This is a genomic window from Mesorhizobium sp. YC-39 (genome assembly GCF_025753795.1).
Taxonomy (GTDB): domain Bacteria; phylum Pseudomonadota; class Alphaproteobacteria; order Rhizobiales; family Rhizobiaceae; genus Mesorhizobium.
The window spans coordinates 578,544-594,315 of sequence record NZ_JAOWPS010000001.1 but is presented as its reverse complement, the minus strand read 5'-3'; the positions used below and the strand labels follow the sequence as shown (position 1 = coordinate 594,315).

At 64.6% G+C, this 15,772-nt stretch carries 12 protein-coding genes; 1 reads left to right on the top strand and 11 read right to left on the bottom strand.

What is annotated here, in order from left to right; all coding sequences use genetic code 11:
* The first annotated feature begins 15 nt into the window (after nucleotides 1-15).
* Complete coding sequence (locus tag OHD62_RS02865) at nucleotides 16-435, top strand: VOC family protein (RefSeq protein ID WP_263780783.1); 420 nt, start codon at nucleotides 16-18, stop codon at nucleotides 433-435.
* Between the two features lie 24 nt (nucleotides 436-459).
* Here the strand turns inward: OHD62_RS02865 and OHD62_RS02860 are convergent, their stop codons facing one another.
* The 11 genes from OHD62_RS02860 to OHD62_RS02810 all read right to left on the bottom strand — a co-directional run bounded on the left by OHD62_RS02860 (nucleotide 460) and on the right by OHD62_RS02810 (nucleotide 15,730).
* On the bottom strand, nucleotides 460-741 hold the full coding sequence (locus tag OHD62_RS02860) for a cupin domain-containing protein (protein ID WP_263780782.1): 282 nt from the start codon (nucleotides 739-741) through the stop codon (nucleotides 460-462).
* Nucleotides 742-871: 130 nt separating this feature from the next.
* Nucleotides 872-1,195, bottom strand: coding sequence for a thioredoxin (trxA, locus tag OHD62_RS02855; protein ID WP_263780781.1), 324 nt, complete (start codon nucleotides 1,193-1,195; stop codon nucleotides 872-874).
* Between the two features lie 73 nt (nucleotides 1,196-1,268).
* Nucleotides 1,269-4,781, bottom strand: a complete 3,513-nt coding sequence (gene addA / locus OHD62_RS02850; protein WP_263780780.1) for a double-strand break repair helicase AddA — start codon at nucleotides 4,779-4,781, stop codon at nucleotides 1,269-1,271.
* Nucleotides 4,778-7,900 carry a double-strand break repair protein AddB gene (addB, locus tag OHD62_RS02845; RefSeq protein WP_263780778.1) on the bottom strand — a complete coding sequence of 1,041 codons (3,123 nt, stop codon included), beginning with the start codon at nucleotides 7,898-7,900 and terminating at the stop codon, nucleotides 4,778-4,780. The genes addA and addB overlap by 4 nt, the downstream gene beginning before the upstream one ends.
* Nucleotides 7,897-8,601, bottom strand: coding sequence for a nucleotidyltransferase family protein (locus OHD62_RS02840; RefSeq protein ID WP_263782276.1), 705 nt, complete (start codon nucleotides 8,599-8,601; stop codon nucleotides 7,897-7,899). The genes addB and OHD62_RS02840 overlap by 4 nt, the downstream gene beginning before the upstream one ends.
* Before the next feature lie 20 nt (nucleotides 8,602-8,621).
* Nucleotides 8,622-10,133 carry a tRNA (adenosine(37)-N6)-threonylcarbamoyltransferase complex ATPase subunit type 1 TsaE gene (tsaE, locus tag OHD62_RS02835; protein ID WP_263780777.1) on the bottom strand — a complete coding sequence of 504 codons (1,512 nt, stop codon included), beginning with the start codon at nucleotides 10,131-10,133 and terminating at the stop codon, nucleotides 8,622-8,624.
* 8 nt (nucleotides 10,134-10,141) lie between these two features.
* Nucleotides 10,142-12,706 carry a sensor histidine kinase gene (locus OHD62_RS02830; protein ID WP_263780776.1) on the bottom strand — a complete coding sequence of 855 codons (2,565 nt, stop codon included), beginning with the start codon at nucleotides 12,704-12,706 and terminating at the stop codon, nucleotides 10,142-10,144.
* Nucleotides 12,707-12,883: 177 nt separating this feature from the next.
* Complete coding sequence (ahcY, locus tag OHD62_RS02825; RefSeq protein ID WP_107649037.1) at nucleotides 12,884-14,284, bottom strand: adenosylhomocysteinase; 1,401 nt, start codon at nucleotides 14,282-14,284, stop codon at nucleotides 12,884-12,886.
* Between the two features lie 140 nt (nucleotides 14,285-14,424).
* Complete coding sequence (locus tag OHD62_RS02820) at nucleotides 14,425-14,721, bottom strand: HPr family phosphocarrier protein (RefSeq protein ID WP_263780774.1); 297 nt, start codon at nucleotides 14,719-14,721, stop codon at nucleotides 14,425-14,427.
* Nucleotides 14,718-15,119 carry a PTS sugar transporter subunit IIA gene (locus OHD62_RS02815; RefSeq protein WP_006325638.1) on the bottom strand — a complete coding sequence of 134 codons (402 nt, stop codon included), beginning with the start codon at nucleotides 15,117-15,119 and terminating at the stop codon, nucleotides 14,718-14,720. Before OHD62_RS02815 ends, OHD62_RS02820 begins: the two co-directional genes overlap by 4 nt.
* A 164-nt stretch (nucleotides 15,120-15,283) precedes the next feature.
* The gene (locus OHD62_RS02810; RefSeq protein ID WP_263780773.1) at nucleotides 15,284-15,730 is read right to left on the bottom strand and encodes an HPr kinase/phosphorylase; all 447 of its coding nucleotides are present in this window, start codon (nucleotides 15,728-15,730) and stop codon (nucleotides 15,284-15,286) included.
* Between the last annotated feature and the right edge of the window lie 42 nt (nucleotides 15,731-15,772).

Here is a 15,772-nt window from a genome sequence, read left to right as displayed (position 1 = left end):
CGTAAGGAGCCAATCATGATCGAGGTAAAGCAACTCGCCCATGTCTGCATCTTCGCCCATGACCTCGAAGCGACGCGGAGTTTCTACCGAGACGTGCTCGGCCTGGACACCCAGTTCAACTTCCTGCGCGACAGCAAGATCTTCGGCTTCTACCTCAATTGCGGTGGCCGCAGCCATGTCGAGGTGTTCGAGAAAGATGGCACGAGCCACAGCGAGCTTAACCAGATCAACCACTTCTGCCTTGAAGTGAAAGATATCGACGCGGCGATCACCCATATCAGGTCGAAAGGCATCGATGTCACGGCCAAGAAACACGCCTGCGATGACACATACCAAGCCTGGATCCGCGACCCCAACGGCGTGAAGATCGAGCTTTTCGAGTATACCGCAAAAAGCGCGCAATTCGTCGGCGGCGATCGCATCGCCGATTGGTAATCTCGGGCGCCGCCCCTTGGTGAACTACTTCAGTTCAATCTCGATGAAGGCGTATTCGCCCTCATTGGCGTTGATGACGTCGTGCTCGACGCCTTCCTTGCGGAAATAGGGCGCGCCCTTCTTCATCTCGGCGAAGGATTCGCCGTCCTTGGTCAGAAGCTTCAGCTTGCCGTCCATCAGCGGCACGATGACGTAGTCGTGGCCATGGCGGTGCCAGCCGGTGTTGTCGCCCGGCTGGAAGCGATATTCGGTGACGATGACGCGTTCATTGTCGATGAAGACGGTGGCCTTGGCGGATCCGGTCATGAGGTTCTCCTGTCTTGCCCAAGCAGAAGACATGGAGGCATCGCGCGCGAGGGCCAGAGGCGTCGAGCGATGACGCCAAAGAAAAGCCCGGCGCGAGGGCCGGGCTCCCTTAGTCCGAATTTCAGAACGATCAGACGAGATTGCCGTTGATCCAGTGCGACAGCGCCGTCTTGGGCGCAGCGCCAATCTTCACGTCGGCCCTTTCACCACCCTTGAAGATCATCAGCGTCGGGATCGAGCGAACGCCGAACTGCGCGGCGAGCTCAGGATTCTCGTCGATGTTGAGCTTGGCGATCTTGACCTTGCCGCCGAGTTCGTTGGCGATCTCCTCGAGCGCCGGCGCGATCATCTTGCAGGGGCCGCACCATTCGGCCCAGAAATCAACCACGACCGGCTCCTTGGCGTTAAGCACATCGGCCTGGAAATTGCTCTTGTCGACCTTGACGGTGGCCATGCGGAAATCCTTTCGATTTTTTCGTCGTACCAAATGTGGTGGTGATCGCGTCTTTGTTCAAGCAGGTGTTGTGTCACGCTGCCGTGAGTCGGGCAAGGGCATCATCCATGGCCGCGCCCGGCAGCTCGATCAGCCGCGGTGCCTCGGTGAACAGCAGCGCGGCAGAGACCTCGCGTCCGGGGTAAAGCGGCTGGAGCAAGGCACGATAAAGCGCAAGCTGGAGTACATAGGCCGGCGGGATTTCGGCCAGCGTTGCGGGTGCTGGCCGGTTGGTCTTGTAGTCGACGATCGACACCTTACCCGACATGACCGCCAGCCGGTCGATCTTGCCCGAGATGGAGCGCAGCTTGCCCTTCACCTCGAGGCTGCCCATGACCGCGACTTCAGCGCGTGAGGACGGCGAGAACAGCTCGCCAAAGCGGGGATCAGTGAGAATGGCGGTCACCGAGGCCAGAGCCTTGTCACGCTCCGCGTCGGGCCATTGCGCTCCGGCGCGTTCGAGATAGCGCCTCGCCGCATCCCGGCGTCCGGCCTCGGCGATGCCGGGCAGCATCTGCAGCAATTTGTGCAGCGCCAGCCCCCGCATCACGGCAAAGCCGGGCTCCGCCTCGGCATCCAGCACCGGCGAGCCGGTGTCGATCACGGCTTCCTTCGTCTCGTCGATCAAGGCCGAGGCGCCGGAGGGCGACAATGGGCGCGGCAGGTCCTCATAGGGCGGCAAGGGCTGGAACAGCGTCTTCGGCAATGGCCCGAATTGCTGCGTCTGTTGTGCCTCCTCGGCGGCCATATGTGCAACCGGAGGCAATTTCGTCACGTGGAAGCGGTGCACGGCCTCGCCGGTGGCCGGATGCTGCCGCTGCGTGCTTTCCGGCGCCCCGACCAGCGCGCGGCTGACGATCGAATGCCAGGTGCCGGTGTTCGGCGCCCGCTTGCCATGGTAGCCGCAGACGATCAGCCGGTCCTCGGCACGCGTCATGCCGACATAAAGCAGCCGGCGGTATTCGTCGTCGGCCAGTTCGCGGGCACGGACCGAAGCGGCCCGCGAAAAGCCATTGGCGACATCGCTGGCCGAGCGCCAGAGATAGCCCTTGCCATCCCAGTGTTCGCCCGAGCCATCGAACGGCATCAGTCGCGGCAAATGCTGGTCGCTGAAGGGGGCCGAGCCGCCATCGACCAGGAACACGACCGGCGCTTCCAGACCCTTGGCGGCGTGCACGGTCATGACGCGAACCTCGTCGCGGGTCTGGTCCATCTCCCGCTTGATCTCGGGGCCGGCGTTTTCCAGCGTCGACAGGAAGGATTCCAGCCCCGGCAGGCCGGTCCGCTCCTCGGCCAGGCAGAAGTTCAGGAACTCGTCGAGAATGTCGCCAGCTTCCGGTCCGAGCCGTGCGATCATCTTCCTGCGCAGACCGTTGCGGGCGAGAATGGCGGCATAGAATTCGAACACCGGCTTGAACGCCGCTTCGTTGGACCATGTGTCCAGTTGGGCAACGATTGCGGCCAGGGCAGTGCTCTCGCCGGCATGTTTTCTAAGCGAAGCGATCAGCGCGAGACCGGTCGGCCGCTCGCCCGCCAGCTTGAAAAGCGTCTCTTCCGAAACGTCGAAGATCGGGCTGCGCAGCACTGCGGCAAGCGACAGATCGTCCTGCGGCTGGATGAGAAAATGGCCGAGCGCGATCAGGTCCTTGACCGCGATATGGCCAGGCAGGCTGAGCCGGTCGGCGCCGGCGACCGGGATGTCGCGGCCCTTCAGCGCGCGCGTCAGCGCATGGACGAAGCGATCGCGTTTGCGCACCAGCACCAGGACATCGCCGGGCCGAAGCTTCTTGCCGCGACCTTCGATGATCTCGCCGCCGCCGATCCAGCCGGCAATGGTCGCCGCCACGTTTTCGGCAACGCGGACCGCCGGCGCGTGAGCGTGGTCAACGGCTTGCGTCCAGTCGTCGGGCTCGTCGACGGCTTCCGCACCGATCGATGGCCAGATCTCGACGTAGCCCGGCGCGTCGGTGCGGATCGCCTGATGGCTGAGCGGATCGGGATCGTGGCTGATGCCACGCCGCACGGCGGGGTCGGCAAAGACACGGTCGACGGCGGCGAGAACGTCGTCGGTCGAGCGGAACGACCAGGTCAGCTTGAGATCGGCGAAGGCGGCATCGGCGTCGCGCACCTTGCCGGCAAACAGCAGCCTTGAGTCGGCGAAGGAATCGGGTGCGGCTCCCTGAAACGAATAGATCGACTGCTTTTCGTCGCCGACCGCAAAGACGGTGCGGTGGACCCTATCGCGCGCGCCCTGCCCGGCAAAGAACTCTTCCGCCAGCCGCTTCACCACATCCCATTGGTCGGGACTGGTGTCCTGCGCCTCGTCGAGCAGGATGTGGTCGATGCCCTGGTCGAGCTTGTACTGCACCCAAGGGCCGGCGTCAGGCCGCGCCAGGAGATTGACCGTGCGGGTGATGAGGTCGTTGAAGTCGAGGAAGCCACGAGCACGCTTCAATTGCTCGTAGCGGGCGATCAGCCAGTCGGCGATGGTCAGCGCGGCGCTTGTGCCTTCCAGCATCCTGAACAGGGCCAGCCGATCGGAGATTTCGATGATGGCGTCGACTGCTGCCAGATAGCGTTCCGGCAGATCGGGCAACCGGTCGAGCAGCGCCTTCTTGAATGTCTTTGCCGGCTCATAAGGGGCGCCATCCGCGCGCAGGAAAGCCTTGCCCAACAGTTGCAGCCGCCGGATCGAATCGTCCTCGGCAAAGGCAAGACGGGCGTAGGGCAAAATGTTGTTCAGCACGATGCGGGCGTCGGCGGCTTCGGCAGCGCGAGTGAAGGTGGCGAAGTAGTCCGGCAGGAAACCCGGCGGCGGCCAGACGGACGATGCGATATCGTCGGCGGTCTGGCCGGTGCGGAACTTGAACTCGTCGAACAGCGCCCGGAAGCCATCGTCACCGGCCGCACTGATGAAGGCGCGCAAACCGTCGCGCTTGCGCACGATCTCTGCCAGCAATGCGTCGAGCCCAGCCTCGCCGCCACGTTCCAGCACGGCGGCGAAAGCCTCGGCCAGTCCCGCGTGTCCGCCAGCCGTGCCCGAAATCATGTCGCGGCGGGCGGCGGCGAACAGGGAAGCCTCCATCTGCGGATCGAGCATTTCGAAATGAGCAGGGATGTTGGCTTCCAGCGGAAACTGGTGCAGCACCGATTCGCAGAAGGCGTGGATGGTCTGGATCTTCAGCCCGCCCGGCGTTTCCAGCGCCTCGGCGAACAGCCGTCGCGCGCGGCGCATGGTGTTGCGATCGGGTTGGCGACCGTCCAGTGCTTCTATCCTTGTCGCCAGTTCCGTGTCGCCAAGCGCCGTCCATTCCGACAATGTCGAAAACACCCGGTTCGACATGTTGGCGGCGGCGGCACGCGTGTAGGTCAGGCACAGGATCTTCGACGGATCGGTACCCTTGAGCAGAAGCCTGATGACGCGCTGCGCCAGCACATGGGTCTTGCCCGATCCGGCATTGGCCGACACCCAGGCGGAATTTTGCGGGTCGGAGGCCCTGGCCTGGCTGATGGCGGTGTCGGTCGGGATCGGATAGGCCTTCTTCACGCCTCCCCTCCTTCGTCGTCGGCATCACCGCCGGCGGACCATTCGAGCACGCGGGCGAGATGGTCATAGTCGCCATCGGTCTCGCCCTCGCGGAACGGCAATGCGCGTGAGAGGTAGCCGGTCGCCGGGTCGGCATAGTGGATCAGCAGTTTTTCCAGCCGCGTCCAGGCCTCCTCGGCCAGATCAGTGGCGGTTCGCGGCTTGCGGTTGTATTCGAGGATGGATTCCTCGAACACCTCGCCATTCGGCTTCAGCCTGATGAAGGCCAGTTGCGATGGTTCGCGCGCCCCCAGATCCTTGAAGGCGCCGCGCCTGAGCAACGCACCCTCCAGCGCCAGTTGCGGCGCAAGCAGCGTGTGCGCCTGCGCCTTGGACGGCGAGGAGCCGGTCTTGTAGTCGAGAATGTCGGCCATGCCGCCGGCCAGCAGGTCGACGCGATCGGCATAACCCGATAGCGTCACGCCGGATTGGCCGACGCCGGTCTTTTGGGCGCGCTCCTCGGCATACCGGCGGACTACGGCATCGGCGCGGCCGCGCTCCCATTCGACGATGCCGGTGGCAAGCTTTTCGAAGCGCGGCCACCACACAGCCTCGACATCGGCGGGAAGCGCCGCCTCGGCAAAGCAGGCGCGGCCGGCGGCGACAAGGCCGTCCAGCGCGTCCGGTGCGCGCGGATCGGCCACCTCAGCCGAGAAAAGATGCAGGATGGCGTGGAACAGCGTGCCGCGTTCGGCGGCGCCCGGATCGCGGATGACCGGATCGAGCGGCATCAGGCCGAGTATCCTCCTGGCATAGATCGCGTAAGGGTCGCGGCGCAGCGTCTCGATCTCGGTGACTGAGAAATGGGCTGGCCGGACAGTCAGCGGCGGCTTCGGCTGCGGCCGCGGTGCGAAATCCCGCCTGTCGCCGGCATCGAGCGCACGCGCCCAGGCCAGCAATTCATCGCCGCGCCGGCTAAGCACCGCCGCATGGTCCTTGCCCATGAAGGTGAGGATGCGCTGCAGCCAGCGCGAGGGCACCGCTGGCGCATCGCCGGAGCGGGCGGAGCGCGCCAGCACCACTTTGCTTGCGCCCATCGCCATCTGGAAATCATGGGCGGCAAGGCCAATACGTCGTTCGGGCGGTTCGAGATCGATGCCCGTCTTCATCAACCGCGACATGAAGCGGTCGCTCTCCGGCTTGCGCGGCCACACGCCTTCGTTCAGCCCGCCGACGACCAGCGTGTCGACGCTTTGCAAGCGGGCTTCCAGCGCGCCCCAGATGGCGATATTCCGGTCGGTGCCTTGCGCCGGTTTGACCGTTTCGGGCGCGATCAGCGCCTCCATGACGTCAGGCCATTCGTCCGCCGCGAAGGAGAACGGCACCGCGGCGGCGACCAGCCCGCGCAACAACTCGGCAAGCTTTTCACCCGCATCTCCGGCATAGAGCTCGCTTAGACTGCCATCCTCGGCGCGGCCGAGATTTTCGAGAACGACGACGCTGGTCCGGCTCAGCGCGGCAAGATTGGTGTCGCCCTCGCCGCGAAGAGCGACCAATGGCGCCAGCGCGGCGGCAAGGCGGACAAGCAATTCGCGAGCGACCTCGATGCTGCGCACGGTCAGGCGCGAGAACCAGAAGGGGGGGCGGCTGCTGCCGCCGAGGCCGGTGAGACGAGCTTCGAACAGCTCCGGCAGTGTTGCGATGTCGGGACGTCCAGTGCCACCGCGCAGCGCCACCAGTTCGACGATCTCAGCGGCATGGCGGACACTTGTGCGCTCCAGGCCGAGGCCAAGCAGCGGGTGCTTGAGCAATGACAGCAGCGCGACCGGATCGCCGGGGCTGAAGGCGGCCTGAAGGGCAAGCCTGAGCAGGCAGGCGGCAGGCGTGTTGGCGAGCGGCGTGCCGCCGGAATCGTCGGCGACGACGCCGAAGCGCAAAAGCTCGACCGAGACGCGCCGTGCCAGTGCACGGTCGCCGGTGACGAGCGCCGCGCGCCGGCCGGGCTCTTCGACGGCGCGTTTGAGCGCGACGGCGATCGCCACAGCCTCGTCGCGTTCGCTGGCGGCTTCGAGAAGCGTCACACCGGCGAAGGCTTCGGCGATATCGCCGGCGGCAAAGCCGGCACGGGTCTCGGCCCACAATTCGGTGGTTTCGGCCGGTCGCAGCGCCTCGCCGACAAGGGCCGCGCGCAGCGCGAGCGGCCTTTCGGCGATGGCGATCTCCTCGACATCGCCGCGCAGCACGCCGATCTTGCCGATCAGCTTGGCCAAGCCATATTGCGGGTGGCCAAGCAAGGCCGGACGGGCGCCAGGCGCGACAATTGCCTGGAAGGACGGCTCATCCAGCATCGGGTCGAGGCCGGGCAGCACAACAGCGCCGCCTGGCAGGGCGGCGATCACGGCAAGCAGTTCGGCGGTGGCGGGAATAGACCCGGTGGAGCCGGCGGCGATCACCGGCCCGGTGGGCGGGTTGCGCTTCAGCCGCGCCGCTTCCAGCCTGATCAGTGCATTGCGATGCGCGGCTGGGTTGGAGCGGTTGCGCTCCTCCAGAATCTTCGGCCAGTTGTCGGTCACGATACCGAGGAAATCGAGCGTCACTTGCCACCAGCCGGCCAGATTGCCGGTCACCAGATCGGCAAGCCTGGTCCAGTCGGTGCCTTCCGTCTCGATCTCGTCCATCAGCCGGGCCAGGTCGCGCGCCAGCCAGATGGCATCGGCGGCGGAGGCCGGTACGACGATTTCCTCGTCGAAAAGGGCCGCGACATGCGCCGGCAGGCGACGTTTCCAGGCGCGCACCAGCGGCGCCAGCAGCAGCAGGCGCTCGATCGCGGCGATCGGCGGCGCCAGATCGAGGGCGGCAGACGCTTCGGCCTCGAATGCCGCTTCGTCCTCGTCGAACTCGCCAAGCGGGCGGATGACCGGCAGGATCGCCGAGCGACTGCCGAGCACATCGACGAAGACGCCGCGCAGCGCGCGCGCGGCGCGGCGGGTCGGCACATAGATGGTGACATCGGCCAGCGCCAGCGGGTCGCCGTCGAACCGGAAGCCCGGAACGAGCCGGCCCGACAGCAGGGTCTCGGCCAGCGTCGGCAGGAACGGCGCTCCGGGAGGGATCGAGAAAACGCGGCGGGAGCCGCTCATAAGGCTTTCGCTAGGACACCGGCGACCGCCGCTTCGGCGAGCGGAATGGCGTCGGGTGTGCCAACGGTGATCCAGTGACCCTGCATCGCCATGCCGAACAGGCGGCCGGCGGCAATGGCGGTATCGAAATAGGCGTTGAGCGAATGCGGCCCGGCCGGGGCATTCCTGAAGAGGCGCGGATGGACGATTGCCGCGCCCGCATAGATCAGGCCCGCTGGATCGCCCTTCGAACGCCGCAAGGCGCCATCCGGCGCCATCAGGAAATCGGTGCCGCCGCTATGTCCGGTCGCTGATTTGATATCCGCGAGCATCAGCAGAATATCCATTTTCGCCGCATCCCATGCAAGGGCGAGGCGAGCAAGGTTGGGCGCGCCGGCATCGATCCAGAAGGTGTCGGCGTTGACGATGAAGAAAGGGGCTTTGCCCAATTCGGGCAAGGCATGGACGATGCCGCCGGCGGAATCGAGCAGTCTTTCGCTTTCGTCCGATATGACCACCTTCGGAACGCCGCGGCCGGCGACATGCGAGACGATCTGTTCGGGGAAATAGTGGACATTGACCACGGCCTTGGTGACGCCTGCCTCGGCGAGGCTGTCCAGGCCCCAGTCGAGCAATGTCTTGCCCGATATCTTGACCAGCGGCTTCGGCATCGTATCGGTGATCGGCCGCATCCGCTTGCCAAGCCCGGCGGCAAGCACCATTGCGGTTTTGAGGTACGCCGTCACAGCGGCTGTTCCTCCAACAAGCCGTGCGCGACGTAGAAATCCCTCAAGCCCGCCAGCGCCGGATGCGCCAGCGCCCGCCTGAGATAGTCGCGAATGCGCGGCAAGTGCTTGAGATAATAGGGCTTGCCATCACGCTTTTCGAGCCGCACGAAAATGCCGAGAATCTTCGAATTGCGCTGCGCCGCCATGATGGCATAGGTCTCGACGAACGCCTCCTCGTCGAAGCCGCCGGTCGCGTGGCGCGCCGCGATGTAGGCATCGAGCGTCCGCTTCTCGATGTCGGGCGATACTGTGACGCGGGCATCCATCGCCAGCGAGGCAACGTCATAGGCGGACGGGCCGATCAGCGCGTCCTGGACATCGACGATGCCAAGGCGGTCATGGCCGGAACGATCGCCTCGCCAGATGATGTTGGGCGAATGGAAATCGCGCAGCATCAGCGTGTATTCCCGGCCTTTCAGCCGGTCGAGGACCGCATTCCATTCTTTTGTATAGCCGGCGCGCAAGGCATCGCTGGCGGGGGCACCTGATATCGCCGGCACATACCAGTCGACCAAAAGATCGGCCTCGATCAGCATGGCGTCGCGATCGAAGGGCGGCACATGATGGAAGATACCGGGCGCGGCCTCCATGCGATCGGGCCATGCCCTGGCATGCATCATGGCAAGCAGTTCGGCCGCGGCCGCATAGCGCTCGACCAACGGCTCGCCATGGTCGCCGAGAAATCCTTGCGAACCCAGGTGTTCGAGCAGCAGAAAGCCTTGCTCGATATCCTCGGCATGGATCTCCGGCACGCTGACGCCGGCGGCCAGCAATGCCTTGTCAATAGCGACGAAGGCAGTGACGGATTGGGCGGAATGGGCGATCACCGCATAGGGTTTGCCGTCGCGGACCGGTGGCCCGAGCACCAGCCTTGGCGAGTTCATCAGGACACGCGGCGGTACCCCGGCCAACGAGACGATCTCATAGGAGCGGGCCGAAGCATCGCCGACAAAATATCGTCTTTGCGCGTCGCCCCAGCCGGCCTGCGTTAGAAAATCGCGCATGGCCAGCGATCGCGCCGCGCGCTCGAAGGCAGCACCTTGTCCCGACAGTCTGGCCAGGCGACCCTCCCCCTGATGGGCAAGTTCGATCAGCACCGCGGTCTTCGGCAGATAGGATCCTGCCCGTTCCGGCCATTCGACCAGGGCGGCACCTTGCGCCAAAGCCTCGTCGAAGCCCAGTTCGTCCAACTCGAACGCGGCGGACAGGCGATAAAGGTCGAAATGATGGACGGGAACGCGCGCCTCATAACTCTGGACGAGCGTGAAGGTCGGGCTTGGCACGTCGAGGCCAGCATCCTCGGCCATTGTCCTGATCAGCGCCCGCGCCAAACTCGACTTGCCGGCGCCGAGATCGCCCTTCAGCGCCAGCACGTCGCCCGGCCGCAGCGACATGGCCAGATCCTCGCCCAGCCTTGCGGTCGCAGCCTCGTCGGCGAGAAATCGCTCCAGCACCGTGCCTGCCATCGAGCGCGCTACTCGGCCGCGGCGCGGATGCCGGACGGCGTGTCGGGAAAGGCACAGATGACGGTGGTGCCCTTGTCCTTGCCGGTCTCGATGCGGACGCTGCCGCCATGCAGTTCGACAAAGCTCTTGACGATCGACAGGCCAAGGCCGGCGCCGCGCCGGCGACCGCCATTGGTGCGCGGTTCGAAACGGCGGAAGACCGAATCGAGCAGATCCGGCGGCATGCCAGGACCGTCGTCATGAACGGAGAATTCCACGCCTTCGGCAAGCTGGCGGCAGGCGAGCGTGATGGTGCTCGCCTCCGGAGCGTAATTCGCAGCGTTGCTCAGCAGGTTGTAGAGGATCTGGCGGATGCGGATCTCGTCGCCATGGAAGGTTTTAGGCGCCGCGGCCGCGTCGATCTTGAGCCGGATCGAATGCTCCTCCAGCCGGTCGGCGACCAGCTCGGCGGCGGCAGCGATGGTCCGGTCGATGTGAACCTCGGAGATGTCGAGCTGCATGATGCCGGCGTCCACCGTCGCCAGATCGAGGATGTCGTTGACGATGGTGAGCAGAACCGAGGACGACGAGCCTACATGCTCGATATATTCGCGCTGCTTCTGGCTCAACGGCCCGGTCGACGGCAATGAAAGAAGCTCGGTGAAACCGATGATGTTGGTGAGCGGCGAGCGCAGTTCATAGGAGACGTGCTGCACGAACTCGTTCTTGAGCTGGTCGGATTTCTCCAGTGCCTCGTTCTTATCCTTCAGGGCCCGCTCGACATTGACGCTGTCGGTGACGTCGACAAAGGTCATCATCACCTGCCCGTTGGGCAGCGGGATCATCGCATAGCGCAGCACGGTGCCGTCGTTCAGCTCGGTCTGGCCATGGCGGTCGCGGCGCTCGTCGTCGAAGCCGGTGATGGCGGCGAGGAACCCGCCCCAGGGACTGTCGGCGGCCCGTTGATCGCAGAGATCGCGGATCGTGGAGACGTGGACGTTTGGCTTGGCGGTGTCGGCGTCCAGCCGCCAAAGTGCTGCGAATGCCGGATTCGACAGTCTGAGCCTGCCGTCGGGGCCGAACACGGCCACGCCTTCGGCAAGATTGTCGAGCGTCTCGCCCTGGACCCGCACCGCGGTCTGGTAACGGCTTTCGAGATCCATCTTTTCGGTCAGATTCTCGAATACCCAGGTGACGCCGCCCTTGGGCTGCGGATTGGCGACGACGCGGATGGTCTTGCCGTCCGGCAGATGCCACCAATGCTCCTGCGACTCGACCGCGCGATAGGCGCCGAGCAGGCTTTCCTTCCAGCGCCGCCATTCGGGCTGCTCGGCGATCTTGCCCTCGCTGCGCAACCGGTCGAGCAACAAGGCGTTGTCGGGAGCGCTGTGCAGGAAGCCACTGTCGAGGCCCCATAATTTCCTGAACGCCTGGTTGAAGAACCGCAATTTCTCGTCGGTGTCGAAGATCGCCACGGCGGTGTTGAGCTGGTCGAGCGTGTCGGCGTGGCTCTGCACGGTCCGTTCATATTCGCCGCGGATGGCTTCGATGGCGCTGGTGTCGCAGGCAAGACCCGCCGAACCGTCCGCGCCGGCGAAATCGGTCACGGCGAACATGCGCCGGTCGCCCTCGATCACGGTGGAAAGCGTCTGCTGAAAAACGGGACGCGATTTGTGCTGCGCGGCGATCGCATCGCGCGCCTGGCCGCCCAGGAATTCCTTGGCATCGCGAACGGCGACTTCGGCGCTCTGCGCCTCGACGGCCTCGGCATAGGCGCGGTTGACCCACTTCAGCCGTCCGTCGGTCGTGCGCAGCCACGACGGCATGTTGAGTGCGTCGAGAAGACCTATCATGGTGTCGTAGTCGGCGGCGAGGCGTTGGTTCTCGATCTTCAGCCTGGCCTCGCTGCGCTGCGTTTCCGAGAGCGAGACGAAGCGCACAAGCACATGTGCCGCGCTCTTGCGTCCATGCACCTGGAGCGGCGCGCCGACCAGGGATTCGATGACGAGATCGAAGGGCTTGGCCTTTTCGCGCAACCCCGCCACGGCATGTTCGAGCGCCGCCGCCGAGCGCGGCATCAACCAGCGGCCGAAGGCAAGGAAAGCGGCTCGGTCTTCCGGGGCGCCGCTCTCGAGCGGCAACATGCCGATGATTTCGGGCTTCTTGTTTTCCGAGGTCCATACGACCACGCGCTGGTCGCGCGTGTTGAGCAGCGCCTCGGACCGCTGCAGCGCCGCGTTGACATCGGCGATACGGGTCCTGAGCCGGAGATTCTCGGCCGAGGTGCGGGCCCGCTCGCGAATCAGAACGATGGCCGACAGGAGCGCAGCACCCATAACGCCGACGAACACGGCGAGCTGCATGACCTCGACCGTGCTGACCGGCAGCCCGGCCTTGCGCGCGCCGGCGGTTTCAGCGTGCGCCGCAAAAGCAAGCAGCGGCCCGGCAAGGGTGGAGGAAGAAAGCAACGTGGCGACGCGAATGCCAGCGCGCCACAAGAGGCCGCCGCTTCCGGCAGCGGAGCCCGTGATACCCGAATCGTTACGGCCGCCGGAAACGGCCTGTCCCGCGCAAGGCGGGTAATCCCCCGGCATGTCTTGGTCCTCTTCGCCGCGACCGGCCCGATGCGTGCGTCGGCCCTCGTCCCCGGACCGCGAATCAGCACCATAGCGCTTGCGCGAATCGGCGTGAAGAATCAAACCGCGCAAAAAATAAGCCGGGCGAAAAGTCAATCGCCCGGCTTCAATATCTAGTGGCAATTTGCGCTGTGGTTAATAGCGGTAGTGTTCCGGCTTGAACGGCCCCTGCGGGGTCACGCCGATATAGGCGGCCTGTTCGCCCGACAGTTCGGTGAGGCGGGCGCCGAGCTTGTCGAGATGCAGGCGCGCGACCTTTTCATCGAGATGCTTGGGCAGGACATAGACCTGGTTCTCGTACTGGCCGGGCTTGGTGTAGAGCTCGATTTGCGCCAGCACCTGATTGGTGAAGGACGCCGACATGACGAAGCTCGGATGGCCGGTGGCGTTGCCGAGGTTGAGCAGGCGGCCTTCCGACAGAAGGATCATCCGCTTGCCGTCCGGGAAGGTGATCAGGTCGACCTGCGGCTTGATGTTGGTCCACTTCAGATTGCGCAGCGAGGCGACCTGGATCTCATTGTCGAAGTGGCCGATGTTGCCGACGATCGCCATGTCCTTGAACGACCGCATATGGTCGAGGGTGACGACGTCCTTGTTGCCGGTGGTGGTGATGACGATGTCGGCGGTCGGGGCTGCATCTTCGAGCGTAACCACCTCGAAACCGTCCATCGCCGCCTGCAATGCGCAGATCGGGTCGACCTCTGTGACCTTGACGCGGGCGCCGGCGCCCTTCAGCGACGCCGAGGAGCCCTTGCCGACGTCGCCATAGCCGCAGACGACCGCGACCTTGCCGGCCATCATGGTGTCGGTGCCGCGGCGAATACCGTCGACCAGCGATTCCTTGCAGCCATACTTGTTGTCGAATTTCGACTTGGTCACGGAATCGTTGACGTTGATGGCCGGGAACGGCAGCAGGCCCTTCTTCTGCAGCTGGTAGAGCCGGTTGACACCGGTCGTCGTCTCTTCGGTGACGCCGCGGATCGCTTCCTTCTGCTTGGTGAAGAAGCCGGGTGAGGCCTTCATGCGCTTCTTGATCTGGGCAAACAGGATTTCTTCTTCCTCGCTGCCTGGATTGGACAGCACGTCCTCGCCGGCCTCGGCACGGGCGCCGATCAGGATGTACATGGTGGCGTCACCGCCATCGTCGAGGATCATGTTGGAGGTGCCGCCATCGGCCCACTGGAAGATCTTGTCGGTGTAGACCCAATAGTCTTCAAGCGTTTCGCCCTTGACGGCGAAGACCGGAATGCCGGCTTCGGCAATGGCCGCTGCGGCGTGGTCCTGGGTCGAGAAGATGTTGCAGGAGGCCCAGCGGATATCAGCGCCGAGCGCCTTCAGCGTTTCGATCAGCACCGCCGTCTGGATGGTCATGTGCAGCGAGCCGGTGATGCGCGCGCCCTTGAGCGGCTTTGCCTTGCCGAATTCCTCGCGGCAGGCCATAAGACCCGGCATTTCGGTTTCGGCGATCTCGATTTCCTTGCGGCCCCAGCCGGCAAGCGAAATGTCGGCGACCACATAGTCCTTGCTACCCGTCATGGCAGTGCTCCGATCAAGAATTGTTTTACGAGTGCGCCCGCGCCGGAAGGCGTCGAAGGGCGCGAAGTGCCGGCTTGACTAGCAGATCGCCGATCGCACGACAATGGGATATAAAGAAATCTTTATCCGTGCATGTCTTGTCAGACCTCCTCGCCGAAGCGAGAAGCCACCAGTTGCTCCAGCGCGTCGATGACCTCCGCGGCCTGCGGACCGCTGGCGGTGACGCGGATCGAGAGGCCGGGGCTCGCCGCCAGCATCATCAGGCCCATGATCGACGTGCCGCCGACCTTGACGCCATCCTTCTCGACACGGACCGTGGCATTGAAGCCGCTGGCGACCTGAACGAATTTCGCGGACGCGCGGGCGTGCAGGCCGCGCTGGTTAACGATCGGAAAGTCGCGGACGATCTCATCCTTTTCGGACGACAGCGCGTTCATTTGCTGCTCAGGAGCTGGCTGGCGACGTTGATATATTTGCGGCCGGCGGCCTGCGCCTCGTCGAGCGCGGCCGTCATGTTGTCGCCTTTGCGAATGCTGGACAGCTTGATCAGCATCGGCAGGTTCATGCCGGCAATGACCTCGGTGCGGCCGGACTCCATCACCGAAATGGCAAGATTGGAGGGCGTACCACCGAACATGTCGGTCAAAACGATGACGCCCGCTCCCGTGTCGACGCGGGCAACGGCATCGACAATGTCGCGGCGGCGCTGCTCCATATCGTCTTCGGCGCCGATCGCCACGGTCTCGAAATTGTCTTGTGGCCCGACGACATGTTCCACGGCATGGCGGAACTCGGCGGCCAGTTGACCGTGCGTTACAAGCACGAGTCCGATCATGCGTTGGTGGCTCCCGTCATCGCCGCTTCACAGGCGCATTTTATGCTCGCCGGCCATCCCAGGCGGCGGGAGCGCTATCTTGTCGACGCGAGGCGCGTTGACAAGCCCAAAATTGCGCCAGCCCGGACCATTTTGACGCATTGCAGCAAAAAATCGAAACCAGATCATAAAAAAGGCGCGATGGAGAGCCTCGCCATCACCGCCGGCAGGGCCGTGGCGGCGTTGCGCTCGGCAAGGTCGATGCGCGGCACCGGACAGCCTGCCACCGGCTCGCTGATTTCCTCTTGGAAACGGGCCATTTCTGCCTTTGGCACCAGCCGGACATGCAGGTCGATCACTCCACCCGGCTCGAACGGCAGCGGGCGCGGCATGAACCCGGGTACTTCGGCGAGACCGGCGATGGTCGCCGGCACGCGACAGACCAGCCGCCCGGCGTGGGCCATGGCGAGCAGCCTGTCGTCGCCGATAAGCCGCGAAAACAGCCCGCGCACACGGCAATGGTCCAGGAGTGTCAGCGCCAGCGTCGTCTTGCCCGAGCCGGACGGCCCGGTGATGAGGACGCCGCGCTCACCGATCAAGATCGCCGTGCCGTGAATGTTTTCAGCGTTCATGCTTTTGAATCAAGCATGATCTTGTCCAAAAACCGGTTCCCA